Below are 25,972 nucleotides of genomic sequence, written 5' to 3'. Positions count from 1 at the left end.
TGCGCAATGAGTCGCGAAAACGCCTTGCGCGAAGAAATCTGTGAGGTTGGTCGCAGCCTCTACCAGCGCGGTTACACCGTCGGCAGCGCCGGCAATATCAGCGCCCGCCTGGACGACGGCTGGTTGATCACGCCGACTGATGTCTGCCTCGGTCGCCTCGACCCGGCGACGATTGCCAAGGTCAATCTGGCCGGCGAATGGGTGTCCGGTGACAAGCCTTCAAAGACCCTGGCGCTGCATCGCCAGGTCTACGACCGCAACCCGAGTGTCGGTGGTGTGGTGCATACCCATTCCACCCATCTGGTGGCGTTGACGCTGGCGGGTGTCTGGCAGCCAGACGACATTCTTCCGCCGCTGACGCCGTATCAGGTCATGAAAGTCGGGCACATCCCGTTGATTGGCTACCAGCGACCCGGCTCGCCAAAGGTCGCCGAGCAGGTCGCGCAACTGGCCAACAGCGTTCGCGGCGTGATGCTCGAACGGCTTGGCCCGGTAGTCTGGGAGAGTTCGGTGTCCAGGGCCAGCTACGCCCTGGAGGAGCTCGAGGAAACCGCACGGCTCTGGCTGATGAGCAATCCCAAGCCCGAACCGCTCGATCAAGCAGCGCTGGACGAGCTGCGAGAGACCTTCGGCGCGCACTGGTAGAACGCATTTTCGAGCACGATAGAACACAACAGATCGATTACGCAGGCCCGGTCCGGGAGACGCGCAGCGACTCTCGATAGCCGCGGCTTGCCTAAAAATACAATAACAAGAGGAAATCCAGGCATGACTCACGTTCACTGCGGTATTTTCAGAAGAACCGTTTCGTTCACCCGGCGTGGAGGGTTTCTGAAATGAGCCCGTTAATCCTGATGGTTACCGCAGGGGTGGGCATCGCGCTGTTGTTGTTCCTGGTGCTCAAGTACAAGTTCCAGCCCTTCGTGGCCTTGATGCTGGTGAGCATTCTGGTGGCACTGGTGGCCGGGGTGAAACCGGCCGATCTGGTTGCCACCATCGAAGGCGGCATGGGCAAGACCCTGGGCCATATCGCGATCATCATTGCCCTGGGCGCGATGATCGGGCGGATTATCGAGCTCTCCGGCGGTGCCGAGGCTCTGGCCAAGACGTTGATCACCCGTTTCGGCAACCGACGCACGCCGCTGGCGCTGACGATTGCCGGCTTCATGGTCGGGGTACCTGTGTTCTTCGAGGTCGGTGTGATCATCCTCATGCCGCTGGCCTATGGCGTCGCCCGCAGTGCGCGTAAGCCGTTGCTGGTGTTCGCACTGCCGATGTGCGCTGCCTTGTTGACCGTACACGCCTTCCTGCCGCCACACCCGGGCGCAGTGGCTGCTGCCAGCCAGTTGGGCGCCGACCTCGGTCGCGTGCTGATGTTCGGTCTGCCGATCACCGCGCTGCTCTGCTATGTCGGTTATCGCGTGGCCGGGCGCATGACCCGCCGGGTGTACCCGATGACCGACGATATTCGTGCCGAGGTCTACGGCCCGCATGTCACCAACGAAGATCTGGCCGCCTGGGCCAATGGCAACGGCAAGAGCACTGAACAAGCCGCTGTGGCGGTGTCACACATGGGCCTGGAAGAGGCCACCAGCAGCATTGTCGCGAAGTTGCCGCCGGCACCCCCACCGGGTTTCGGTCTGATCGTCAGCATGATCCTGCTGCCGATCATTCTGATTTTGCTGGGGACTCTGGCCACCTCGTTGCTGCCGGCTGAATCGACCCTGCGCAGCATCATGACCGTGCTCGGCGCGCCATTGGTGGCGCTGCTGATCGACACCTTGCTGTGTGCCTGGTTGCTGGGTTCGCGTCGGGGCTGGAGCCGTTCTCAGGTGTCCGACGTGATCGGCTCGGCGTTGCCCGGCGTGGCCATGGTGATCCTGATTGCCGGCGCTGGCGGTGTATTTGGCAAGGTGCTGGTGGATACCGGTATCGGCGCCGTGGTCTCCGACATGCTGCGCACCACCGGTCTGCCGGTGCTCGCGCTGGGCTTTCTGCTGACTATGCTGTTGCGCGCGGTCCAGGGCTCGACCACTGTGGCGCTGGTGACCACCGCCGGCATCATCAGTCCGCTGATTGCTACCCTCAATCTGACCCCGAACCACATGGCCCTGCTGTGCCTGGCCATGGGCGGTGGCGGGCTGGCCATGTCCCATATCAATGATGCCGGTTACTGGATCTTCACCAAGCTGGCCGGGCTGAATGTGGCCGACGGCTTGCGCACCTGGACGGTACTGACCACCTTGCTCGGTACATTGGGTTTCGGTATTACGTTGCTGATCTGGCCGTTTGTCTAACGAACTGTCGACCTGTAGGAGCACGGCTTGCCGGCGATGGCGATCTCAAGGACGCCATCGTCGGAACGCCGCCCGGAGCAAGCTCGGCTCTTACAAAAAGCCATCTGTTTCAATGAACTATTTTTAGTTCTTATAGGAGCTAACATGCCTCGTTTTGCTGCCAACCTCAGCATGCTCTATCCCGAACATGAGTTTCTGGATCGCTTCGCCGCCGCTGCCGCCGATGGTTTCGAAGCGGTGGAGTATCTGTTTCCCTACGACTACAGCGCTCAGGAACTCAAGCAGCGCTTGAGCGACAACGGCCTGGTACAGGCGCTGTTCAACGCACCGCCCGGCGATTGGGCGGCTGGCGAGCGGGGCACGGTGTCGTTGCCGGGCCGTGAGAGTGAATTTCGCAGCGGTTTTGATCGCGCCCTGGAATACGCCGCCGTGCTGGGGAACTCACGAATCCATGTCATGGCAGGCCTGTTGCCCCGCGAGAGCGATCGGGCACGGCATCACGGCATTTACCTGGAAAACCTCGCTTACGCCACCGCTCAGGCGGCCAAGGTCGGGGTCACGGTATTGCTCGAACCGATCAACACGCGGGACATGCCGGGCTTTTTCCTCAACCGGCAGGATCAGGCCCAGGCCATTTGCAAGGAGGTGGGCGCCAGTAACCTGAAGGTTCAGTTCGACTGCTACCACTGTCAGATCGTCGAGGGTGACCTGGCCAGCAAACTGCGTCGGGACTTCGACGGTATCGGCCATATCCAGATCGCTGGCGTACCGGATCGCCACGAACCGGACCTGGGAGAAGTTAACTATCCCTATCTGTTCGAGCTGATCGACCAGTTGGGGTATGACGGCTGGGTAGGGTGTGAATACCGGCCGCGTGGCAATACCTCGGCAGGCTTGCAGTGGTTGCGGGACTGGAAGAGCCGCTAGCGCTCAAAACCCTGCGCGCCACTATCGGAAGGCAACAGCAGTTCCACACCCTGCTTGCGGATGCTATCGACCGCGGCAGGGGTCAGCGCATCGTCGCTGAGGATGATATCGAACTGCTCGAGCCCGGCGATCTTGTACATGCTGAACGTGCCGTACTTCGAACTGCTGGCCACCAGCACCACTTGCGAGGCCGATTGCATCGCGACTTGCTTGACCTCCACCTTCAGCGCCGAAGGCGTGGTAAGGCCGCGACGCAAATCCCAGGAACTGGTCGATATGAAGGCGATATCGGTGACGACCTGGCGCAAGGTGGCAACCGCCAAACCGCCCACGCACGATTGATTGGAGTGATCCAGCTGCCCGCCGGTATGAATCACCGTGACATGGGGCGCCTCGATCAACGCCTGGACAATGCCGAAGTCGTTGGTCACCACCGTCATGCCCGACAGCGCCTTGATGTAGGGGACGATCTCCAGCGTGCTGGTTCCCGCATCCAGATAAATCGTCATGTCGGGGTGCAGTAAGCGCGCGGCGAGTTTCGCCATCGCCTGCTTCTGCGGCAACTCGACCACCGCCTTGAACTGATGGCTGGGCTCACTGTGGAGCTGGCTGGCGATTCGCACCCCACCGGTTACCGAGTAAGCACGTCCTTCCTGTTCAAGCAGAGCGATATCGCGGCGTATGGTCATGTGCGAACAGTCGAACATTTCCATTAACTGATGAACGCTCAGCACCTGATGCTTGCGCAACTGTCGCAGCATCAATTCACGGCGCTGCTCAGGAATCATCGGTGCGCCGCTTTGCGCGGCGATGTCCTTTTGACTAGGCATTCAGGCTCCAAAGTGAGGAAAGCTGAGGGTAAAGGTGCGGTCAAACATAGTAGCGAATCTGTGACTGGATCAGTAGCGCAACGCTGTAATGGATCCAGGCACCACGGCGGTCATTCAGGTTTGATGGCCAGCCCGCCAGCCGACGAGAGCTATGACAACACTGAGGCGATTCTCGCTCGATTGGCCGATGACCCGGCCGGGGTCGCGGTCGCTGCCATCGGCCTGTGCAACGAGCAGATCAAGCGTCCTCTCCCGCGAGGGACAGACGATCATCAAGGCGCAGAAGGCTACGGCCGAGGGTTATGTGCCGTTGAGTCCGTCGGATCTGGCGCTGGAAAGGGCCAAATTGAAGTGTTGTAACCCTGCTGACTCTGGCTTTTCTGCCAAAGAACACTTCCGCGAAAGAGCTTGCCTCTTGAGGGGATGTGTTCTTTTTTGAGGGCCGCACGTGAATGGCCTCTGGTACGAAAATGGTACAAAGAAATTTTGAGGCTTTTGCTTTTACTGAGTGGAGCGAATCGCCCCGCCGTCAATCAATAGATTCTGCCCCGTCAGGTAGCTAGCGTGAGCGCTGCAGACAAAGGCGCACAATGCACCGAACTCTTCAGGCGTGCCGAAGCGTTTGGCCGGAATCTCTCGGCGGCATTCGGCGAGGAAGGCTTCGCTGTCCTGCCCCAGATCCTGCGCGGCGGCGACCAGGTTGTTGCGCAGCCGATCGGTGTCGAAGGAGCCCGGTTGCAGGTTGTTGATGGTCACGTTGCGGCTGGCGATGTTGTCTTGTCGGGCCAGCCCTGCGATGAATCCGGTCAGCCCGCTGCGCGCACCGTTGGACAGGCCCAGGCTCTCGATGGGGGATTTGACCGCGCTCGAGGTGATGTTGACGATACGGCCAAACCCACGTTCGGCCATGCCGTCCACCGTTGCCTTGATCAGCTCGATGGGGGTGAGCATGTTGGCGTCCAGGGCCTTGATCCAGGCCTCCCGGTCCCAGTCGTGGAAATCCCCCGGAGGCGGCCCGCCGGCGTTGTTGATCAGGATGTCGAAATGCGAGTGAGCCGCCAGCGCAGCGGTTCGACCCGCTGGCGTCGAGATGTCGCCCACGACCGCTATCACGGTTACAGCGGGGTTCAACGCGCGTAGCTCAGAGGCCGTAGCCTTGAGCGTGTCTTCGCCGCGAGCGGTGATCACAACGTTCACGCCTTCGCTGACCAGCGCTTGCGCGCAGGCTTTGCCAAGCCCTTTGCTGGCGGCACAAACCAGTGCCCAACGCCCCTCGATGCCGAGATTCACAAGCGGTCTCCTTCAGTGGTGTTCAATAGGAATGTAAAAAAACTGGCGACAAGGTAAGGCCGGTATGACTCACCCTCATAGCTAACAAAACAGTTCAAGCACATAGGTAACAGTTTTTAACTGGCACTGGTCGATTCCGAGGATCTGACCATGCTGTGGCGGGTCGCAGAGAGTCCATTAAGGTGCAGGAATATAGCAGCTCGGCAGTTTGGCTTCGAGCCGGTCCCGATCCGGAGTTTGCCTTGGGCCCGGCCGGGTCTGGCTGCCACCGCCGGCGTAATTTTCGAGAAATAAAAATGCCGACAGCATGACTGTCGGCACTATCAGACATCCATGCCCCCGGCGCTGCCGAAGGCACACAGGTTTATGTGATCAGGCCTGGGCGAGGAACGCTGAATTGATCTTCCCGCCGGCAGAAGTCATGGCCAAGGTCGAGAAACAGGCCGAAGTCTTCAAAAGTGGCGACGGTCCGGGCGTTGCACGGCATCGGGACGCGCTGATCCGGCAGCTGGAACGCACCGATACGGCCTATAAAGAGTGAGTTGGAGGGTTTCTCACATGGCGACTTTCATCGGTGGCTTCCAGCCGCCGCCCAAGGCCTTGTACAGGTTCACCTGATTGATTTCCCGCGCCAGTTCCAGTGCGAACCACTGCTGTTGCGCAGAGAATAACGAACGCTGGGCGTCCATGGTGGAGAAATAGCTGTCCAGACCCGCTTCGAAGCGAAGGCGAGACTGGCGATAGGCTTCTTGATAGTCAGCGACCAGGTGTTTCTGATTGTCGACCTGGGTCAGCATCTCCTGACGCGCATTGAGCGCGTTGGCCGCTTCGCGAAAGGCATTCTGCACGGTTCCTTCGTAAGCGGCGGTTTGTCCATCGTAGCGGGCATGGCTGGCATCCACCTGAGCGCGTCGAGCCCCGCCATCGAACAGCGTCAAAGACCCGGCTACCGCGACTGACCATAGCTCGGCCGGGCCGCTCATCAGATTGGCAAACTCTCCAGACAGACTCCCCAACGCAGAGGTGAGTGAAAGTCTGGGGAAGTAGGCGCTGCGCGCAGCGCCTATATCGGCGTTGGCGGCCCGCAAAAGCGCTTCGGCTGCCATGATGTCCGGCCTGCGCTCGATCAGCGATGACGGCAGCCCGGCAGGTACATCGGCGGTCGCAAGGGTTTTGCCCAGTTCGCCTTCCGGTAACAGTTGGGTGGGCACGGATTGACCCACCAACACGCGTAACGCATTCATATCCTGCGCCACTTGCATGCGATAGGTGTTGATCTGTACTGCCGCGGTGTTGGTTTGGGCATCGGCCTGGTGGACATCGATCCGTGCGGTAGAGCCATAGTTGTAACTGGTGCGCAACAGCTGTCCGTAGTGATTTTGCGAGTCGTAGGTGTTTTGTGCCAACGCCAACAGATTCTGGTTGGCTTTCAGGCTCAGCCAGGTGCTGGCGACTTCACCGATCAATGCCAGTCGGGCCGTCTGGTAGTCTGCTTCGGAGGCTTCGAAACGGGCCTGCGCCGAATTTCTCTGGCTGCGGATACGGCCGAACAGGTCCAACTCGTATGAAGTGAAACCGGCCGTGGCCTGAAAGGTGTTGGCCACGCTGCCTGTGCTGTCGCCTCCGGTGGGCGTCCTGACGATCGATGGCATCTTGCTGCGCCCGGCATAGGTGTCGATGCCAATGGCGGGAAACAGCTTGGCCCGGGCTCCAGCATAACCCGCTCTGGCTTCCTCCATGCCGGCGGCGAACTGACGCAAGCCACGGTTGTTATTCAGGGCCAGTTCGATCAATTGCCGGAGCCGGTCGTCAAGAATGAAGCCGCGCCAGTCCTGTTCGAATGCCTTTTTGGCGCTGCAACAATCGGCTGACGCGGATTGCGGCCACTGTTGATCGATCGGTGCGTCCGGCCGCTCATAAGTGGGTTCCATCGAGCAGCCACTCAGCATGAGCAGGGATGCCAGACAGGTCGTGGATAAGGAGTTATTCATGATGGCTCTCCTAAAGGCGTTGACCGAGCAATGCTCGCAGCTGGGAAATAAGAAGGGATAACAAGCTGCCTCTGCTGCCGGATCCTTCAGGGCCGGACACCTGCGGCACAGGCTTTTTTATCAAACTGCCCTTAAAGGACTTGAAGCGAACCATAGAAGGCCTGGACGGTTGGCTGGTGCGTCGTGGCAGTACCGATCTGGCTGTCTTTTCACCCAGTAACGAGCGGCGCAACAGGCTATTGAAAGCCATCAATGGCCTGGCCTTGCCGGCAACATTGGCCGTCGCGTCGCTGAACAGCCGCGCGATGAGCCGATGGCGAAGTGCATCGGACAGGTCGATGAATTGCAGTCCCAACTGATCAATTCGGGGGTGGCGCATGACTTCCACGCCGATCCAGCCAACCTTGTCGACCCATATTTCACCGCGCATTCCCTGCTTTATCAATTTCGCTAACGTGCAGGAGAAAGCGGCCCCGCTAATGGAAATGTCGACCATTCGGCCCTGCAAGGTCACCCCGGCGATACGCAAGCCGGCGGGTTTGTCGAAAGGGAATCGCTCTTCACCGTGCAGCCGGGGCCTGTCGACGCAGGCCACCAGGGTCGCGAGGTTGTAGACCAATGCGACCACGGTCCAGCAAAGATTGAACAGCATGTTGCCGTCGAATGCGGCAGCAGTCGAAATGGCGGCATAAGCGCCGATCTGTGAGAGCAAGGTCAGCGCACAGAAGAACCCGAACAACTTCCAGTGAATCACCGTTCTGGAGCGATCGAGTCCTTTTGCCGTCACTTTGAACGGCCGGCCGAAGGGGCGGATCATGGCGCTGATGAGGGTGGCAGTCACCGCCAGCGAAGCCACGATTTGGGTGACTTCGGTAAAAATCGGTAGCGTTCGCCGGTCGGTGACCCAGGTGCCGTAACCCCAGAAGGCAATCAGCGCGGGCATCCCGTGGGCGAGAAAATCAACAGGGTTGGCATAAAATCCGGCGATACCGAAGTACCAGTACAGCACCGGTGAGATCAACAGCATCAAGATGAATGGCTTGGAGGCCCAATGCGTCAGGCCGTGCAGGAAGTGCAGACGATCATTGAGCGTGTAGCCCTTGCCACGTAAAGGACCGTCCTTGAGCAGTGCGACCTGAATCGTACCCAGGCACCATCGCCCACGCTGATTGATGTACTCGGTCAAGCCCTCGGCCGACAGGCCGATGGACAAGCGTTCGTTCAGCCAGCGAGTGACATAACCTTGTTGCAGTAACCGGTAAGTGGTGTTGATGTCTTCGCAAATCGACTCGGTGGGAAACCCGCCGAACTCGGTGATGAGGTCGCGGCGGATGACGAACGACGTACCGACGCAGAACGCAGAATCCCAGCTGTCCTTCGCCGGTTGGTAGACGTCGAAGAATACCCGCTGTTCGTCTACCCAGCAGGTCGAGGAACCGAGGTTGTGCTGGATTGGATCGGGGTTGTAGTAAAACTGCGGTGTCTGCACCAACCCGACTCGAGGGTCTTCAAACAGCCCCAGGGTGCGCAACAGAATGGGTCGCTGCGGTGCGAAGTCCGCGTCCAGCACCAGAATGTAGGGCGCATTGGTGCTGGCAGCCGATTGCTGTAAACCATTGTTGAGATTACCCGCCTTGGCGTGCGAATTGTCCCCACGACGTGCGTAATTCACGCCGACCTCGCAGCAATAGTCGCGCAACCAGTCACGCCGGGTATCGTCCAGCACCCAGACAGCGAAGTTGGGGTAGTCGATGGCTTGAGCGGCGGCGATGGTTTTCTCCAGGATATTGAGCCCCTCGTTATAGGTCACGATGAACACATCTACTGCGGGCACATCCTGGCCCGCAGCTCGCAGGCGACGCTCCCCGGCATCGGCGCTGGCGTGGTGATCCGAGCGACACAGCATCACAATGATTGAAAACAGCGTGTAAACGATCGCCAGCAGCTCAAAGAACAGAAAGCTGTATGACCAGACCGTGGCAGCACCGGCATGGGCGTCAGGCAGGGTGTCGCGGATCCGCCAGACGGCATAGTTGATCAGCAGCAGCGCGGTCATTGCGCCGAAAGCGCTTCGCGCCGCCCATTGGTCGCGGTGCGTCAGGCATCCGAACAGGATGACCATGGCCAGCGTCCAGAAATTGATTTGCAGCAGTTGTAGCGTGTCCAATGTATGCATGTCAGTTCGCCTCGCGAGAACCTGTGAAGGGGTTGATGCCGGTTGCGGCGATCGCCGCCCATGCGGTGGCTCCCAAATGAGGTAGGTGGTAATAGTAAAAATCATCGATGACCGAGTCCGGACCTATGGCCAGTCCGGTACTGATGCGCGCCTGGGGTGTTGCAAACAGCCAGCCGTCGCCGGTTTGCTGCGCGGCCAGAACCGCCCATAGCGGCTGTGCTTTTTCCGGTGCTCCGCTCAGCCGAGCAACCGCAGCAGTCTGCGCAGTTCCTTCGGTCCACAGACCATCCGGATTGCGCTTGAAGCCGTAACCGGCCCCGGAACGATGCGCCTGATCGATGAAACTGAAGACCCGCTGCCAATCGGCAGGGGGATGGTGCAAGGCAATCAACGGCCAGATCTGCGCGTCCAGCCCTGAGCGCGAGCGATCGGATGTTCGCCCGTCGCCCAGTGTGCCGATCAGAAAGCGGCCTTCACGGGCGTCCCACTGACTGAAGACGAACTGGCGCGCAATCTTCGCCTGGCGCACCGCATGTTCATCCGCATGCAACTGGTCAAGCGCGGTCCAGGCGGCAGCCAGATCGGCATTGTGTTCGGTGGACTTCCATTCCTGCCTGGCTTGCTCCGGGGGATAGCCGTAGTAGCCGCCGATGAATCCTTCGGGAGGCCGACTGTCGTAGGTTTTCTGTTCGGTCCAGCGCAGAACCCTTTGGGCCGCCTTCAGATAAGGCTCCTCGCCGGTTTGGCGAAATGCCTCCAATAGCGCCAGTGCCCCCCAGGCTTGATTGCCAGTAGCGCTACTGATCTGGTACGCATCCTGATTCCAGGCGTTGCGTTGCGTGCTCCAGTAGCCAGGTAGCGTCATCGGTCCGCTTTTGAGTGGTCCGGCAGCGTAGGCGTTGCGCAATCGGCCGTCCTGATAGTCAGGGTCGTGCAAGGTCGCGTATGCCAGCGCATCCGCGATCCGGCGTGCCGATTGCGCTTTGCCGCAGGCGAACAGAGCGATGCTGGCCAAGGCGTTATCGTAAGTGAACGCGACCCCGCGCAAGGCCTGGATCTCAGGCTGCTGACCGGCCACGGGTGGATAGCTGGCCAATAACAAAGGGCCCGCCGCTTGCGCTTGTACCGCCTGGTCGAGCGCTGTGCAGGTCATCTCGGCCAGGCGTGGCATCGGGTCCGCAGCCAGTGCCGGGCTCGCGCCATGGCTGGCTGCCAGGAGACCGAGTGTCAGCACCCAGCGCCTGCGGGCATAGCTGGAAGTAATCATCAGCGTGACACCTCGGCAGTGACCCAATGCCCAGGGTTGCAGACCGCGGCTCGCTGACTTTTTGTGAGATTGCTGCCGAAGGCGCCGACCACATAGACCGAATTCTGTTCGGCATAGGGAAATGGAACGCTATAGCTACTGGCCTGAATATCCGAGGGGCTGGACAGCAGTTGCACGACCTTGGCTGTCAGGGTATGGCTCAAACCGCGGATACTCACCCGCAGAACACTGTCGCGTTCGATCTTGCTCGCCATTCGCTCCGGGAACACTGCAATCACGTAACTCTCATTGCAGTTGGTGGCGCGCAGCAATGTCGCACCCGCGCGCACCTGTGTCCCTTGCGGTGCCACCAATTCCTGGACGGTGCCGGGTGAATAGGCGATCACGTCGTACCCGCTCATCAGCTTGATTCTGTCTTGCTCGGTGGCAATCAGGTTATTGAGGTTGTCCAGTTCCTGTTGTTGCGTCGCCTGATTCTTGGCCTGATTGGCCAGGCTCAACTGCAGAGTGGTTATTTTCGCCTTGAGTTCGAACAGGCGCAGCTGCTCAGGGTCCAGATACACCTCTTTGCTGGCAGCGCTGAGGTCACCATCGTTGATCCGCAGTTGCGACTTGACGGACTCGGCGGCGCCTTGCAGTGATGCCAGTTGCGCCTTGGAGGAGGCCACCGCGGCCTGGCTGATGGCGCCTTGGCGAAACAGCTCCAGGTTACGATCGACCGTCTCCTGGGCGTCCTCCAGGCGCACACTGGCAGCACTGCTCTCGGCTTTCAGGGCTTTCTGGGCATAGAGCTGTCGGGTATGGAATGCCGATTGATATTGCTGACTGGTTTTCTCCAGCGCGTTGAGAAACTGCTGATCGTGCTCTGCCTGGCTGGTCAATGAAGACAGTTGCTGTTCCAGGGACAAACGGCGCGTTTGCAAGGTCAGCAACGCCTCTTGATTGGCCCGCGGATTATCGATGGTGGCGATTTTTTGCCCTGTGGCAAAGCTCGCTCCCGGTTCGATCGTGAGCGAACTGACCACTCCATCGATAGGCGTCGTCAGCAAAATCACAGGTGCGTTCAACACCGCCCGCGTCGCGGAGGAAGACATCAAGGGCATGAACAGTGTCGAAAACAGCAGCCAGATAATGAATGCCAGGACGCCGAATCCGACCAGTCGCGGCAGGAAGGAAAATGAAAAGCGTTTTGAGCGAGTATCAGCCATTCTCCAGCACTCCTTGAAAGAGCAATGAATTAGTTCGGCACGTGGCCGGTCCGACCCGACAGTCAGGTAATAGAACCCATGACTGCACAGGGCAGAAGTCAGGTGGAACTCAAGTTGAATCGCCGTTCATTTGCCGGGCGATATGTCTCTGACCCAGCGATGGTTTGAAAGTTGTTTTCTGGTGCGCAGGAATTTTGCCCTGTCTTGTTGGTGTAATTAGATAATAAACTACGCGTAATTTATTACTTATTTACATATCGAAGCGGCTGCGGTAAAGCTGGTCGAAGTCTGCCATGAATGAGGTGCCGGGCTTCTGCGTTCAGATGTACGGCTCATTCAAAGCCAGTGTTTGTCTACGTCTCGAGCTTGCGACGGTAAATGTGCTCTCGGCGACTGTCAACATCTGATGTTCTAAGGTTTTAGATTGCCGACAAACTGAGGGTGTTCTTCTGGGTGCTGTTTCTTGTCCTGTTTAAAGAAGTATTCAGCACGAAAGCGGGGAGGATATAAGGCAAAAAAAATATAAGGATCCATATGTTCATATATTTGAATAAGGCCGAAACATACCAGGACTGGTTTATAAGGGGACGCACCCGCAGGCTCGCCCCAAAGCGCACGGACATCCGCATCAATCCGCTCAAACGAAAGGCGGTCAATGATGTGTTGCAGCGTTTCGCCAAGGCGTTCGAGTGGGGCCGGCAAAATCCCGACGAGTACGCTCGGGTCTTCGCCAGGGGCAACGATATACCGCTTGATGTCTCGCAACGCCTGCGCAGTTGGGGCGACGAGTCCCCAAGCCAAAGCCTGTGGCTAAACCGGTCCGCAAACCCGTGGCGCAGGCTCCGGCGCCAACTGCGCCAGCACAACCGGTCGCCGCGCCGGCACCACCGGCACCGCCTGCGCCCAAGCCGGTGACACCCGCGTGCCCATTGATTTCAAAATCAGGTAAGCCTGGCTCCAGCAGACCCGGACCAGACAGTTATTGCCCCGTCCTGAATAAGGTTTACACCCTCTGATCTATTTTCAGGAGGGTGTAATGGATGCGGGAAAAGGCGATGAGGTGAAGGGAGATGAATTGCACGACTCTCCCGAACCAGACTACTTAAAAGCTTGTACTCGGTTTGGACGCGTCAGCCACGGTGGAGCGGTCGCAATTTATAAATGAAGACGAATTCAGCCAGCGTTGATCAGGATAATAAGAAAACAGTAACTGGCCGTCTTTCATTGAGTCGATGAGTTGATGAGCAATGGCGGGGCGCACGGCCGGGCAACCTAAACTTCTGCCAATACGGCCGTTCAACTGGGCCAGGTCGCGACTGACATAGGCTGCCCCGTGGATGACGATAGCCCGGTCGAGTGCATGATCGTTGAAGCCAGGCTCCAATCCCTCCATGCGCAAGGAATAGCCGTTATGACCGACATAGGTCGAACTCGTCCGATACAACCCAAGGCTGGTGGCCATGCTTTCATTCTGGTTGGAAAATTGACTGGCCATGTTTTCGCCGCTGTTACGGCCGTGCGCGACCAGTTCGTGAAAAAGCAATGTGCGGTGTCGCAGGTCAAACACCCACAGTCGTTGCTCGGTTGAGGGGAGAGAGTAATCAATCACTGCAAGTCTTTGGACAGGTGCCGCGCCTTGCGCCATTCGGCACTGAGACGCACGTACGGCCAGCGCGATAACCTTGGCGTTAGCGTCTGGTGCCGCTTTGACCAGCGCAGCCTCAAGCGAATCGGCGTAGGCGGCCTCTGCAGACATGGACATCACAAGCATGGCTGCCATTAAAAAGCCCGAGCGGTCTAGCGTCATGTGCGTATCCCATCACTATTTATACGAGTCTAGCAGTGTCAGTGGGTCTGAGTGACGATGCTCGATTGACTTTTAAACCCGAGGTGCAGGGGGATGATTGTGCAGTGCTGCGAGCACTGAATCCAGCTACAGAACTGTCCATTTCATATTTGCCGCGAGCAGGACTTTCCGCTGTGGCGAAGAGGCAAAACAAATAATAAAACTCTTTTCATAACCCTTGACGGGACGTGTGACAGGTTTATATTCGCCACTTCTTCGGCCGGTATCACGCTTTACTGGTTATTGTCTTTAAAGCGTGCAGTTCAAGTCATGTTGTTGAAACGTCAAGGTGACAAGAATGTTTCCTGGTCTAGACTGACTCATCAACTATATGAAATAGCCAGACGAACCGGTATTCAAAGAGAGGGAAAATGAGAAAACTTTATGTACTGGGCGCGCTTATTGCGCTGACGATTTGCAGTATTGGTATGAGCGATGCTCGCGAGGGGCGAAACGGCAAGCATCAGTCTGATTCGGTTGCGGGGGTGTTTGACTACTATCTGTTGACGTTGTCCTGGTCGCCCACGTTTTGCCTGACCCATCGCGACAATGAGCAATGCTCGGGGAAAGGCTATGGCTTTGTGCTCCACGGTCTCTGGCCTCAATACGCCAAGGGCGGCTGGCCGCAGTCGTGCCCGCCGATGGTTCCTTTAACGCAAGCGGAGCAGGCGAGGGGGCTGACGTTGTTTGCGACGCGCAAGTTGCTGGAGCATGAATGGACAAAGCACGGCACCTGCAGTGGCCTGGGCGCCTCGGGTTATCTGGACACAGCGGACAAGGCCGTGGGCGCTGTCCGGATCCCTGAGCAACTGCAACCCTTCAGCACTGCCCATTACTTTGAAGCACAAGAGATTGCACAAATGTTCCGGCAGAGTAATCCCGGTATCCCTGCTGATGGCATCGCTATTCTGTGTAGCGGGCCCGAGCTCTCCGAGGTTCGTGTCTGCATGGGCAAGGACTTGGCATTCGGGGCCTGCGGCAAGGGCGTCAAAACTCAATGTCGGTCCGGAGAGATTCGCGTGCCGCCTATTCGATGAGCGAGCCGGTTGGAGCCGTCAGCACTCTCGGCCAAGGGGGGGCTGACGATAGTTCAAGAAAAGATTTGCCCTTGAACAGGTACACTGGAAGCGACGTTTACTTGAGCTTTTTTTAATAGTGCTGCGGCTGTAATAAAAAATATTATTATCAGTAGCGCCAACAAGAGTAATCATACTCAACAGTATTCATCACATTCTCCTGATTTTTTGAAGAGGATTGAGATGTTGAGCTGGATATTTAAATATAACCAGTCAGTCTATGAATAATGACGGTTGGTTTATGTTGCAATGCTGGGTTCTCAGGGTCTTTATCGTCTTTAGCTTGGCAGGCCGAGGCTACTGTGAGGCTCGCCATGCAGAAATTGATTATGAGAAACATAAAAATATATCTGTCCCATTTTCCAATGGGACCGAGCTGGATGGAGCGCCGCCGAATTGAGTCTATATTTAATGGCGGGTTACGTGTAACGCACCGAAAGGATCCCCCGTGAGTTTTATAAAAGGCTACGCTGAACACTCAAGCTCAATCAGAGGGAGCCGGGCCATGCAGTTGCACGAAGCGCAAACGATCACCGAGGTATACACCTCACAAGAGGTGAACAAGGCCTTGCGGGAGGGTTGGAAACTGCTGGCCGTGACGCCGGTAAGCAGTCCTCACAACCCCAACTGTATTACCACCTGTTATGTACTGGGCAAGAAAAAGCCCGCTGAACCGATTCGGCCATAAATCCCTCAGGCCGAAAGAATTCGGCTGCTCCGGGAGCGGGGGGATCACCGCTAGACCACTAACACTGTACCCCTGTGCAGGCATGAGCAATGAGGCTGTCAGCTTATTTCATCGGGATGAAGCACATGAAAAAACAGGTCATGGCGATAATTATCCTTCTCGCTCTATCTCCCTGCTCATGGGCAGGCGATAAATTTGGGGCGTTGGCTGTAGACAAAAATAATGGTTTCTATTACGGCTGGTCGTACGATCACTGAACCATGGAGCAGGCCAATACGAGGGCACTCAATGAGTGCGCGCAGCGAGGCGGAAACTGCAGTGTTGTATTGGAATTATTTGGCGCTGACAGGTGTGGAGCATACCGCACGATAGACGGCGCGGTAGGAACAGCTTATGGCTGGGGAAAAGGTTCGGATCAATCAGTGGCAGATCGTATGGCCAATGAAAAGTGTCTGGGGCGCTCAAATGGAAATAGTTGCAATAATCACGTATGGGCGTGCAATACAAATGTAAAAGGTGCTGATTCAAAAAGTGCACCCGCCGACTTGACCGCTATTCGTAATGCGGTTGTCGATTACTATCGATAATAATGGTGAGTGGGCTGGAAAGTTCCGCATGAGCATTGAAAAGATCAGAGTGGATGGGGCTGGGTCAACGATCAAGGCGCACGTGAAGTACATATATTCCCCATACCTGGAAACAATAGTTCGTCAGGTTATGATCAGCGGATTTTTACCATCAATGTTAATGGCAATGCATACACCGTAACTCATATGGATGAGTATATGTCTGCAAAATTTTAACCAGGGCATGACAAGGCCTGTATGACACCGTGTGTTGGTATTGTGATGGGTCATGTCAGCCTGGGGGAAGTGGCTGAACCACGTCCCCCCGCTTGGCACTATTTAAAGTGCTGCTCGTAAGTCGCCACCAGGTCCGGCGTGATCAGCTTGAAGGGCACCCAGACATTCGCTTCGACCGGTTCGCCTTTGATCATTTTGATGGCGGCTTGCAGGGCGCTGGTCGCCTGGGCTTTGGGGTCTTGAAACACCGAGGCCGCCAACTGGCCGCGTCTGATGGCCGCCAGTCCGTCAGGCAAGCCGTCTATGCCGACCACCGGAACCGAGCCTTTGGCCTTGCCGGCCTGTTGCAGGGCCATGGCCGCGCCGATGGCCATCTCGTCGTTGTTAGCGACGATGGCATCGAAGTTTGAGCCAGCGAGCACCCAGTTGCTGGTCAGGTCCATCCCTTTGTTGCGCTGCCACTCGGCACTTTGCTGCTCGACGATCTTGATCCCGGGATAGTCCTTGAGCACATCTTTGACCCCATCGGTTCGGCCTTGGGTGGCGTTTTGCGCCAGGTCGCCCATGATGATCGCCAGGTTGCCTTTGCCACCCATCTTGTCGGCCAGGTAACGCATCTGCAGTTGTCCGGCCTCGATGTCGTTGGACGCCACGGTGACCACGCCTTTGGGCAAGACGCGCTCGTCCGGGCGGCGGTTGACGTAGACCAGTGGTGTTTTCGCCGCGACGGCGGCGCGGGTCATGTTGGCGGTGGCGGCAGTGTCCACGGGCAGGACGATGACCGCATCCACTTTCTGGTTGAGGAAGCCTTCGATCTGATTCAGCTGACGCACCACGTCACCCTGAGCGTCCTCGAACTGGATCTGTACCTTCTCCTGTTTGGCGGCCGTTTCCAGGCCGCTGCGCACATAGGTCATGAAGTTATCGTCCACCCTGGCAATGCTCACGCCAATGCGATAGTCGGCGAGGGCCCATTGGCTGCTGAGGAGCAGCAGCGAGGCAATAAACAGTGTGCAACGTCGCATGATGGTTTTCCTTTTGTTGTTATGAGTTGAAATTCATCAAAGGTGAGGCGTTTCTGGCGCTCTCTGCATCAAACCTGCCGAGAGCGCCAGTGAGGTCCCAGGCGTTGCCGGCCTCGTCAATCAAACGTGAAGGCTTGCCGAAAGCGCTCAAGTGCCTGTTCCGAGTCGCCAGAGGCCCAACCCTCTAGCCCGACGACACCGGTGTATCCCATGCGCAACAAAGCTCTGGCAATGGCTGGATAATGGATTTCGCCGGTGCCAGGCTCCATGCGTCCGGGGACATCGGCGACCTGGATTTCTCCAATGGCCGGGCCGGCGCGCTGGATCAGTTCAATCAGGTTTCCTTCGCCGATCTGGGCATGGTAAAGGTCCAGGTTCATCTTCAGGTGCGGGCTGCCCACGGCTTCGATCAGGGCCAGGGTTTCTTCGGCGCGAGCGAAGGGGGTGCCGGGGTGGTCAACCTGGGTGTTGAGGTTTTCCAGCAAGAATACCCTGCCAGCCTCTTCCCCCAGCCTGGCGATTTTTTCCAGGGTCTTGCAGGCGCTCAGCCACATACGTCCGTTGGTGTGGGCCACAGGTTTGACCGGCAGGCCTTTGTCGTCCAGGCCGCTGCCATGCAGGTTAAGACTGGGGCAGTTCAGCTGTGCGGCCACGGCCAGCGATTCCCGTGCACTGTCGAGCAGGTGCTTGATGTCCTCGGGATCGGTCAGGTTGCCCGAGATATAGCCGGTCATGGAGGTGAAGTCAGCGCCGGTGGCGACCAGGGCCGCAATGTCCTTCGTGGTCCAGTCCCAGAGTTCGGCGCTGAAGCCCAGCGCATGAATACGTTTGACGCGCTCTGTGAACGGGAGATCCAGGAAGACCATCTCGGCACTGATCGCCAGTTTGAAGGGTGTAAAGCTCATGCGTGTGCTCCTTACAGGCGGACAGGTTTGCCCTGCTGGACGGACTCGATGCAGGCGCGGGCAATGGCCAGTGCGGCCCGGGCATCTTCGCCGCTGGCGAGTGGTTTCTCACCGGTGCGCAGGCAATCGACAAAGTGATTGAGCTCGGCAATGTAGGCATCGCGCAGCAGGTCGGTGTCCATGCGCTGGGTGTCGGCCTGGATGCCGTCAGCCAGGTAGCGAACCATGTCAGAGTGATTGATGCTGCCCATGGTCAGCATGCCGGCACTACCGAATACTTCCCCACGAACATCGTAGCCATAGACCGCCTGGAAATTGGCCTCGGCCGTCGCGATGGCGCCGTTGTCGAAGCGGATCGTGACAACAGCGGTATCCAGCAGGCCCTTGTCCTTGTATTGCGGTGCAACCAGGGCATCGGCCATGACATAGACCTCGACAGCCTTGGCGCCTGGATTCAGATAGCGCAGGGTATCGAAGTCATGGATCAGGGTTTCCAGGAAAATCACCCACTGCGGCGAGGCGGCCGGGTTATGCAGCGCTGGATCGCGGGTCAGCGAGCGCAGTAACTGAGGCGTGCCGATGCGACCGGCGACCACGTCCAGATGGGCTGCCCGGAAGCTTCTGGCAAAGCGGCGGTTGAAGCCGACCTGCAGCGGCACTCGTGCCTCGGCGGCCGCGGCGATGGCGCGGTCGGCCTCGTCAAGGGTGATGGCCATGGGTTTTTCACAAAAGACGCCTTTGCCGGCCCGGGCAGCGCTGATCACCAATTCGGCATGGCTACGGGCCGGGGCGGCGATCAATACACCGTCTATTTCCGGGTCTTCGAGCAGTTGCTGTGGATCGGTATAGACCCGTTGCACAGCCAATTCTGCCGCCAGGCGTGCGGCTTGACCGGGTGTGGGGTCGGCAATGGCGGCCAGGCAAGCACCGGGAATGTGTCGAGCAGCGGTCTGGGCGTGAAAGCTGCCCATGCGGCCGGCGCCGATGAGTCCAAGGCGGATGGTCTTGGGTGTATTCATGAAGTGACTCCTTTTTATTGTTGTTCAGGTGGCGGTGCAGCAAGAACTGTCCTCGCTGGTATAAGCTCCTGAGCAAGGCCTGTGCCAATCTGTAACTATTTGATATTTATATAAATATTTCAGATTGAAAGAGAGGGAGTGTTCATTGGAATGACATGTCTATAATGACATGTCAAAAATATGAACATTGGTGCGGATCTCAATGATGGCTAACCAACCGCTCATGGCCTTCAGCCTGGAAGACCTCGATTACATTACGGCCATCGGGCCGGCGTCCTTGAATGAAGGACCCATCGCCGAGCTGGACCAGGCCTGGCAGGCTTGCCTGAAGGGTCGCACTGATCGACCTGCCGGGGTCAGACGGGCCATTTGGGACTCCTGGCTGCGCAGCGTCAGGGCCGGCCTCAACCCTGATGATTTTGTATACCGTTTTGTTGATCCCGACGTGCTGGCTGCAACACTTGCGGTCAATCGCGTATTGATCGGGGTGGCGGCAGAGGTCATGAGCGGGCTGCTGGCTTACAACCCCAGGGGGCATATCAACCTCACCGATGCCGAAGGGACGACCCTTTACTTCTGCGGTCTGGACCTTACGCCGGTGGGCAGCCGGCTGCTGGAGTCGGTGCAGGGCACCAACTGCACGGGACTGGCGATTGCCGAAGACCGATTGGTGTATGTGCTGGCGCAGGAAAATTTCGCGACTGGCCTGCGTCAGCGACGCATGCATTGTGCCGCCGCGCCGATCAGGGATGCCAAGGGCACGACCCTGGCCATTCTGACGTTGACCGCGGAGCCGGGCTGGTTCCATTTCCACACGCTGGGGACTGTCCAGGCGGCGGCCGAAGCCGTCTCGCGACAGATGGCGCTGCAGACGCTGCTGGAAGAACAGCAGACCGTCCTTGAAGTGCTGAACGAGGGGCTTGTGGTGCTGGATGAGCGGGGCTGCATCAAGGCGCTCAACCGCTATGCCCGTCAATTGTTCCGGGTGGGTCGGGATCTGTTGGGGTGCCCGTTCCAGCGTCTGGGGCAGAGCGAGCTGACTGACGAAATTCTGCTGCGCAGCGGCGAGGGGCTACGGGATCTGGATTGCACCTTTGAGCTGCACGATGGTAGTCACCTGGCATGCCTGGTGTCCGTGTGTTCCCTGGAGCAGGGCGGGCACATTGTCTCGTTGCGGGAGAGCCGGCGTATCCGGGAAATCACCCGGCGGATCATAGGGACTCAAGCCAGCTATACCTTCGAGACCATTCAGGGAAGCTCGCGCGTCATACAGGATGCGCTGCGTCTGGGACGGATTGCCAGTCGCAGTGACTCGACCACGCTGATCCTGGGGGAAAGCGGGACCGGCAAGGAGTTGTTCGCACAGGCCATCCATAACGCCAGTGACCGTTCCAGCGGTCCTTTCGTGGCCGTCAATTGCGGGGCTATTCCGCGAGATCTGGTGCAAAGCGAACTGTTTGGTCATGTCGAGGGCGCCTTCACCGGGTCGGTCCGCGGAGGGTCTGCCGGGAAGTTCGAATTGGCCGATGGCGGAACGATCTTCCTGGACGAGATCGGTGACATGTCTTTCGATGCCCAGGTCAGCCTGCTGCGAGTCTTGCAAGAAGGCGAGGTGACTCGCGTTGGCGCGAAAAAGTCGCAGCATGTGGATGTACGCATCATTGCAGCCACGCACCGCAATCTGAGCCAGGCGGTTGCCGATGGCGCCTTCCGCGAGGATCTCTATTACCGGCTCAATGTGCTGAACCTTACGGTTCCGCCGCTGCGGATGCGCCGGGAGGACATTCCATTGCTGGCGCGGCATTTTCTCAATCGCTGTGCCCAGTCGCTGCGCAAGCCTGTGCAGGGGATCTCGCCGGCGGCATTGGATATTCTTTCAGCCCACACTTGGCCGGGTAATGTTCGCGAGCTGGAAAACACGATCGAGCGCGCGACCAATCTGGCGGTTACCGGGCTGATCCAGCCGAGTGATCTTCCTCTCGAAATCATGCAGGGGCTGCGCCGGCCGGCGTTGGGAAGTTTGCCAGAGCCCAGGGCTGCCCTGGACTTGGGAACCCATGAGATGAATGCGATTATCACGGCCCTCAGGGACACTCGCGGTAACATTCGGCTGGCCGCGAAGCAGCTGAATGTTTCTCGTGGTGGGCTGTACAACAAGATGAACCGGTTCGGACTCAGTGCCGATGCTTTTCGTTCGGGACCAAACATCTGATTGTCTTCTGTAGCGCCTTCCCAAGGTGCTCCACCACAGTGGCCTGGCGCGCGACGGCGTTGCAGGGCTGCTTGAATCAAGTCAGCGAGAGCCTCCTGTCTCACTGAATGATCGCCAGTTCGTCACCCTGTGTCAGTAACCAAGCCTGATCACCTCCTCGACGCTATCGAGCAAACAATCCAGCCCCCTCGTCATCAAGAGCGGTCATCCGACCGCTCGGTCACCCTGCGATAAAAAATTTTCGACGACGGTTGACAGTTCGATTCGTTCAAATCTAATCTGCATACAGCGCTGCACACATGACGGCGCACAACGTTGTTAGTTTGTACCTTCCTGCCTACAAGAACGAAATCATCGGAGAGGTCAAAATGGCTCGGTTCCTCACTCGCTCCATCCGCAACATGCTCGTTTGCGCATCCGCCATCGGGGCGTTGCTCACCCAGGTCCCAGCCCAGGCGGCTGATGTATCACTCTGGAAAGACATTCAGAAGGCGGGGGTCTTGCGGTGCGGGGCTGCTGTCGCCGCGCCTTACGTCATGCGCGATGCCCGCTCTGGTGAATACAGCGGCTACTTCGTGGACCTGTGCCGCGACTTCGGCGAGAAAGTGCTGAAGGTGAAGGTCGAGTTCGTCGATACCAATTGGGACAACCTCGTTGCAGGGCTGCAAGGCGGCAAGTGGGACATGGCCATGGCACTGAACCAGACCCCCGAGCGTGCTCTGGCTGTCAGCTTTTCAGTGCCGGCGACTGACTATCAAGTGTCGCTGTTGATCAACAAAGACAATCCCAAATTTGCCGGTGCCGCAAACTCCGTCGCCGACTATGACAAGCCAGAAGTTACCTTCGCAGTGATGTCCGGGACGGCTCAGGACAAGGCCATTTCAGCCGTCGTCAAGAAAGGCAAGATCATGCGCCTGCCGGGCATGGATGAAGTGCGTCTGGCCGTCATGTCCAAGCGGGCCGATGTATTGGTCGATGCCAGCGACACCAACCACCTGTTCGCCGTGGCCAACCCGGACTGGTCGAAGGAAGTCCTGCCCAAGCCCGCTTTGGCCAAGCAGGGTGTCGCCTTCGGTATCCGCAGAGACGTCAGTGCTGCGGACCTGCAGACGTTGAACATCTATCTCACGCAACGCCGTGAGACCGGTGAAATCGATGCGCTGGTCGACAAGGCTTCGCAACTCGCCAACGCCGACAAAACCCCTCAGTAACCCCCGCCGATGTCGAGCGCGCAGCGGGCTGCGCGCTCCCGGAGAATGTTCGATGAAAGCTTCCAGTCTAGCGGCGGTGCCGCCACGGCCCCTGCACGCCTGCAATCCGAAGAGCAGTGAGTTCATTCAGCTGCGCGATGTCTATAAGTCCTATGGCGAAAATCTGGTGGTGATGGACCACCTCGATCTGGATATGCGCGCTGATGACCGCTTGGTCATCATTGGTCCCAGCGGTAGCGGGAAAAGCTCTTTGCTGCGGGTCATGATGGGGCTCGAGAGCATCCAGGGTGGAACCATCAGGTTTCAGGGCAAGCCCTATATCGATGGCAATGCCAGAGGTAAAGGCAAACCCATGGACTGCTCACTGCAAACCCAGGTGGGCATGGTGTTTCAGCATTACACGCTGTTTTCACACCTGTCCGTTCTGGGCAATCTGATCCTTGCGCCCATGAAAGTCCATGGCCTGTCCAGGCCTCAGGCGATCGAGAAGGCTCGACTGTTGCTGGCCCGGCTGGGGCTGGAGAGCAAGCTCAACGTTTACCCCAGCCAGTTATCCGGTGGCCAGAAACAGCGTGTGGCGATTGCCAGGGCGCTGATGCTCGAGCCCAGGCTGATGCTGTTCGATGAGGTCACTTCCGCACTCGATCCTGAGATGGTCATTGAGGTGCAGAACGTGATGCTGCAACTGGCCGAACAGAAGATGGCGATGATCATCGTCACCCATGACATGCATTTCGCCCGTCATATCGCTACCCGAGTGGTGTTTTGCGCCAACGGCAAAGTGGTCGAGCAAGGCCATCCCGATCAGTTGTTCACTCAACCCAAGGAACCTCGCACTCGCGAGTTTCTGGAAAAAGTGCTGCATCTGAGCTGAGGAGCGCAGTCATGAATTATCAATTCGACTTCAACTTTCTGAACGGCAATATCGGTTTGTTGTGGGATGGCTTGAAAGTCACCCTGCAACTGGCCCTGGTATCGAACGTCGTCGGTCTGGTGCTTGGGTTCGGTCTGTGTTTGATGACGTTGAGTCGCTGGTTTTTCCTGCGTTGGCCCGCGCAGCTGTTTATCGAGTTCTTTCGTTGCACGCCGGTATTGCTGCAAATCGTCTGGTTCTTCTACTGCGTGCCGATGCTGTTCGACGTGTTCATCGACCCCATCACCATGGGGGTTCTGGCCCTGGGACTGAATCTGACGGCGTTTAACGCCGAAGCCTATCGAGCCGGCGTTCAGGCAGTACCGCGTGAACACCTGGATGCCTGCGTTGCGTTGGGTCTACGACCTTGGCAGCGCACGCTCTACGTGATTCTTCCGCAAGCATTGCGCAGTGCCATACCGGTATTGATGACCAACGGCATCTCGATTCTTCAGCAAAGTGCACTGGTGGCGATCGTCGCAGTGGCAGACCTGATGTACGTCGGCAAAAGCATTGCTACCCAAGCCTACCGACCGCTGGAAACCTATTCACTGATTGCGCTCATCTACTTCGCGCTGTCGCTGCCCATCGCTCAGCTGGTGCAGTGGCTGGAGCGTCGTCAGGACGCTGCGCTCGCGCGCTGAGGAGAATGTCATGCATATCGATTTCACTGTGGTGTTCTCCTACTGGCAATCCTTGCTACAAGGTCTGGCACTGACCCTGGCGTTCACCGTGGGTTGCGCCATTCTGGGCAGTTTGTGCGGTTTTCTTCTGAGTCTGTTGCGAGCGTCCCGCACACGCTGGATCAGCGTACCTGCGGGACTGTATGTGGAACTGTTTCGCGGTACGCCGCTGTTGATCCAGCTGTTCTGGGTGTTTTTCTGCTTCCCGGTGGTGTTCGGCATCGATGTACCTCCCTACGTTTCGGTGTTGCTGGCACTCACTCTGTATATGGCAGCCATCACCAGCGAGACCTTCCGGGGCGCTCTGAAATCCATTCCTGGCGAACAGCATGATGCGTGCGTCGCATTGGGGCTGGCCTCATGGAATAAAACGATCTTTGTGGTGTTTCCCCAGGCCTTGCTCAGGGGCATTCCACCCTTGCTGTCCAACGTGGTTTCTCTATTCAAAGAAAGCGCGCTGATTTCCTCGGTGGGGATCGCCGACCTGATGTTCGTGGGCCAGAACATCTCCAACAGCACGGCCCGCCCGGTCGAGTTTCTCTCGGCGGTGGCGGTCATCTATTTCCTCGTGGCGTTCCCGTTGACCCGTCTGGTCGGCGTGATCGAGGCGCGGATGCTGCGACGCTATGCGTACTAACCCCAACCCTGTTATTCAACTTAAGTGGAGTGTCTTCAATGACTCAACTCAAAGGCATCCTGCCTGCTCTGGTCACGCCTTTTGACAAGTCCGGCACTGTCGATTACGACATGCTCTCCAACATTATCGAGTTTCAACTCAAGGCCGGTGTCAAAGGCTTCGTGCCCCTGGGCTCCACCGGTGAGTATTACGCGCTGACCAACGAAGAACGGCGTCAGGTATTGGCCACTGTGCGAGAGGTGGTCGGTGACCGTGGTGTGCTGATTGCCGGCGCCAACGGGTCCTGCACCCGTGAGGTCATCGAGCAGGTGAAGCAGACCCGGGATGCGGGCTATACCAACCTGCTGATTGCTCCGCCTTACTACGCACTGCCGTCCCAGGAAGAGCTGATCGGCCACTACCAGGCCATTCTCGATGCAGTGCCCGATATCAATGTGGTTTTGTACAACTATCCGGTTCGAACCAACGTCGAAGTCGGCTTCGGCGTGCTGGAGGCGTTCAAGGACAACGAGCGCGTTATCGGTATCAAGGAAAGCAGCGGCAACCTGCTGCGTGCCATCGAAATTGGCGGCACCTACAAAAATCACTACCAGTTGTCCTGTGGTTCCGATGACCAGGCCCTGGACTTCTTCCTGTGGGGAGCGACCAGCTGGATCTGCGGTCCGGCTAACTGCCTGACCCGGCAGGTGTGCGACTTCTACAGCAAGTACAGCAGCGGTGACCTGGCAGGTGCGCAGTCGATCATGCGCTCGCTGTTCCCGGTATTGGCGGATATGGAGTCCGGCAAGTTCATTCAGAAGGTCAAGTACGGTTGTGAACTGGCCGGTTTCGACGCGGGCAATGCACGGATGCCGTTGCAGCCGCTGACCGTCGATGAGAAAGCGAGCTTCCGCAAGGCCTTCGAACTGGCTCAGGGTTAATGGTGCTTGCCGCATCGGTCGCCCACGCACGGCCGGTGCGGTCCTACG

The 25,972-nt window shown here is 58.1% G+C and carries 22 protein-coding genes and 2 pseudogenes; 14 read left to right on the top strand and 10 right to left on the bottom strand.

The features are described 5' to 3' along the window. Positions 1–6: 6 nt before the first annotated feature. The 3 genes from otnC (at position 7) to otnI (ending at position 3,224) form a co-directional block, all read left to right on the top strand. Complete coding sequence (otnC, locus tag AC07W5_RS06935) at positions 7–645, top strand: 3-oxo-tetronate 4-phosphate decarboxylase (protein WP_494992272.1); 639 nt, start codon at positions 7–9, stop codon at positions 643–645. Positions 646–836: 191 nt separating this feature from the next. Then, entirely contained in the window at positions 837–2,297 is a 1,461-nt protein-coding gene (locus tag AC07W5_RS06930; RefSeq protein ID WP_494992271.1) for a GntT/GntP/DsdX family permease, read from the top strand. A gap of 144 nt (positions 2,298–2,441) precedes the next feature. After that, a complete protein-coding gene (otnI, locus tag AC07W5_RS06925; RefSeq protein WP_495023048.1) occupies positions 2,442–3,224 on the top strand; it encodes a 2-oxo-tetronate isomerase in 783 nt (260 codons plus the stop codon). On the opposite strand, the gene AC07W5_RS06920 is transcribed toward otnI, so the two are convergent. Further along, positions 3,221–4,054, bottom strand: coding sequence for a DeoR/GlpR family DNA-binding transcription regulator (locus AC07W5_RS06920; protein WP_494992269.1), 834 nt, complete (start codon positions 4,052–4,054; stop codon positions 3,221–3,223). The genes otnI and AC07W5_RS06920 overlap by 4 nt on opposite strands. A 501-nt stretch (positions 4,055–4,555) precedes the next feature. Further along, entirely contained in the window at positions 4,556–5,344 is a 789-nt protein-coding gene (locus AC07W5_RS06915; protein WP_495012602.1) for an SDR family oxidoreductase, read from the bottom strand. 382 nt (positions 5,345–5,726) lie between these two features. Here AC07W5_RS06915 and AC07W5_RS06910 point away from each other — a divergent pair. Further along, positions 5,727–5,885, top strand: a pseudogene (locus AC07W5_RS06910) (class II aldolase/adducin family protein); the annotation flags it as partial. 13 nt (positions 5,886–5,898) lie between these two features. On the opposite strand, the gene AC07W5_RS06905 reads toward AC07W5_RS06910, so the two are convergent. Genes AC07W5_RS06905 through AC07W5_RS06890 form a run of 4 tightly spaced genes read right to left on the bottom strand, consistent with a single transcriptional unit; the run spans position 5,899 to position 11,986 of the window. Beyond that, positions 5,899–7,335 carry an efflux transporter outer membrane subunit gene (locus AC07W5_RS06905; RefSeq protein WP_495023047.1) on the bottom strand — a complete coding sequence of 479 codons (1,437 nt, stop codon included), beginning with the start codon at positions 7,333–7,335 and terminating at the stop codon, positions 5,899–5,901. A 10-nt stretch (positions 7,336–7,345) separates the two neighbouring features. After that, positions 7,346–9,511: a glycosyltransferase family 2 protein gene (locus tag AC07W5_RS06900; RefSeq protein ID WP_495023046.1), complete on the bottom strand. Its 2,166-nt coding sequence runs from the start codon at positions 9,509–9,511 to the stop codon at positions 7,346–7,348. Between the two features lies 1 nt (position 9,512). After that, positions 9,513–10,778 (bottom strand): hypothetical protein, encoded by a 1,266-nt coding sequence (locus AC07W5_RS06895; protein WP_495023045.1) that lies wholly within the window; start codon positions 10,776–10,778, stop codon positions 9,513–9,515. After that, complete coding sequence (locus AC07W5_RS06890; RefSeq protein WP_495012599.1) at positions 10,778–11,986, bottom strand: HlyD family secretion protein; 1,209 nt, start codon at positions 11,984–11,986, stop codon at positions 10,778–10,780. Before AC07W5_RS06890 ends, AC07W5_RS06895 begins: the two co-directional genes overlap by 1 nt. 630 nt (positions 11,987–12,616) lie before the next feature. Between AC07W5_RS06890 and AC07W5_RS06885 the strand changes: the two are divergent. Further along, positions 12,617–12,778: pseudogene (locus AC07W5_RS06885) on the top strand (ABC transporter substrate-binding protein); the annotation flags it as partial. Between the two features lie 310 nt (positions 12,779–13,088). Here the strand turns inward: AC07W5_RS06885 and AC07W5_RS06880 are convergent. After that, on the bottom strand, positions 13,089–13,793 hold the full coding sequence (locus tag AC07W5_RS06880) for a murein L,D-transpeptidase catalytic domain family protein (RefSeq protein ID WP_495023044.1): 705 nt from the start codon (positions 13,791–13,793) through the stop codon (positions 13,089–13,091). A 410-nt stretch (positions 13,794–14,203) separates the two neighbouring features. Here AC07W5_RS06880 and AC07W5_RS06875 point away from each other — a divergent pair, with 410 nt between their 5' ends. The 3 genes from AC07W5_RS06875 (at position 14,204) to AC07W5_RS06865 (ending at position 16,183) form a co-directional block, all read left to right on the top strand. Continuing rightward, positions 14,204–14,869: a ribonuclease T2 gene (locus AC07W5_RS06875; protein ID WP_494992262.1), complete on the top strand. Its 666-nt coding sequence runs from the start codon at positions 14,204–14,206 to the stop codon at positions 14,867–14,869. A 544-nt stretch (positions 14,870–15,413) separates the two neighbouring features. Next, entirely contained in the window at positions 15,414–15,596 is a 183-nt protein-coding gene (locus AC07W5_RS06870) for a hypothetical protein (protein WP_494992261.1), read from the top strand. 260 nt (positions 15,597–15,856) lie between these two features. Continuing rightward, positions 15,857–16,183 (top strand): DUF4189 domain-containing protein, encoded by a 327-nt coding sequence (locus AC07W5_RS06865; protein ID WP_495023043.1) that lies wholly within the window; start codon positions 15,857–15,859, stop codon positions 16,181–16,183. Positions 16,184–16,497: 314 nt separating this feature from the next. Here the strand turns inward: AC07W5_RS06865 and AC07W5_RS06860 are convergent, their stop codons facing one another. The 3 genes from AC07W5_RS06860 to AC07W5_RS06850 form a co-directional block, all read right to left on the bottom strand. Further along, on the bottom strand, positions 16,498–17,424 hold the full coding sequence (locus tag AC07W5_RS06860) for a sugar ABC transporter substrate-binding protein (RefSeq protein ID WP_495023042.1): 927 nt from the start codon (positions 17,422–17,424) through the stop codon (positions 16,498–16,500). A 116-nt stretch (positions 17,425–17,540) separates the two neighbouring features. Beyond that, positions 17,541–18,329 (bottom strand): TIM barrel protein, encoded by a 789-nt coding sequence (locus tag AC07W5_RS06855; protein WP_494992257.1) that lies wholly within the window; start codon positions 18,327–18,329, stop codon positions 17,541–17,543. 11 nt (positions 18,330–18,340) lie between these two features. Continuing rightward, positions 18,341–19,348, bottom strand: coding sequence for a Gfo/Idh/MocA family oxidoreductase (locus AC07W5_RS06850; RefSeq protein ID WP_495023041.1), 1,008 nt, complete (start codon positions 19,346–19,348; stop codon positions 18,341–18,343). 205 nt (positions 19,349–19,553) lie between these two features. Between AC07W5_RS06850 and AC07W5_RS06845 the strand changes: the two genes are divergently transcribed. The 6 genes from AC07W5_RS06845 (at position 19,554) to AC07W5_RS06820 (ending at position 25,924) form a co-directional block, all read left to right on the top strand. Continuing rightward, the gene (locus AC07W5_RS06845) at positions 19,554–21,560 is read left to right on the top strand and encodes a sigma-54 interaction domain-containing protein (RefSeq protein ID WP_495023040.1); all 2,007 of its coding nucleotides are present in this window, start codon (positions 19,554–19,556) and stop codon (positions 21,558–21,560) included. A 368-nt stretch (positions 21,561–21,928) separates the two neighbouring features. Continuing rightward, positions 21,929–22,771, top strand: a complete 843-nt coding sequence (locus tag AC07W5_RS06840) for a transporter substrate-binding domain-containing protein (protein ID WP_494992254.1) — start codon at positions 21,929–21,931, stop codon at positions 22,769–22,771. Positions 22,772–22,823: 52 nt separating this feature from the next. Beyond that, positions 22,824–23,645, top strand: coding sequence for an amino acid ABC transporter ATP-binding protein (locus AC07W5_RS06835; RefSeq protein ID WP_495023039.1), 822 nt, complete (start codon positions 22,824–22,826; stop codon positions 23,643–23,645). Between the two features lie 11 nt (positions 23,646–23,656). Continuing rightward, positions 23,657–24,328, top strand: coding sequence for an amino acid ABC transporter permease (locus tag AC07W5_RS06830; protein WP_494992252.1), 672 nt, complete (start codon positions 23,657–23,659; stop codon positions 24,326–24,328). Between the two features lie 10 nt (positions 24,329–24,338). After that, entirely contained in the window at positions 24,339–25,004 is a 666-nt protein-coding gene (locus tag AC07W5_RS06825) for an amino acid ABC transporter permease (protein WP_494992251.1), read from the top strand. A 38-nt stretch (positions 25,005–25,042) separates the two neighbouring features. Next, positions 25,043–25,924, top strand: coding sequence for a dihydrodipicolinate synthase family protein (locus tag AC07W5_RS06820; RefSeq protein WP_495023038.1), 882 nt, complete (start codon positions 25,043–25,045; stop codon positions 25,922–25,924). The last annotated feature ends 48 nt before the right edge of the window (positions 25,925–25,972 follow it).

Source organism: Pseudomonas sp. GW821-FHT01E05, from assembly GCF_059422425.1.
Note: the sequence above shows the minus strand (reverse complement) of the source record. Positions and strands in the feature narration are given on the sequence as shown.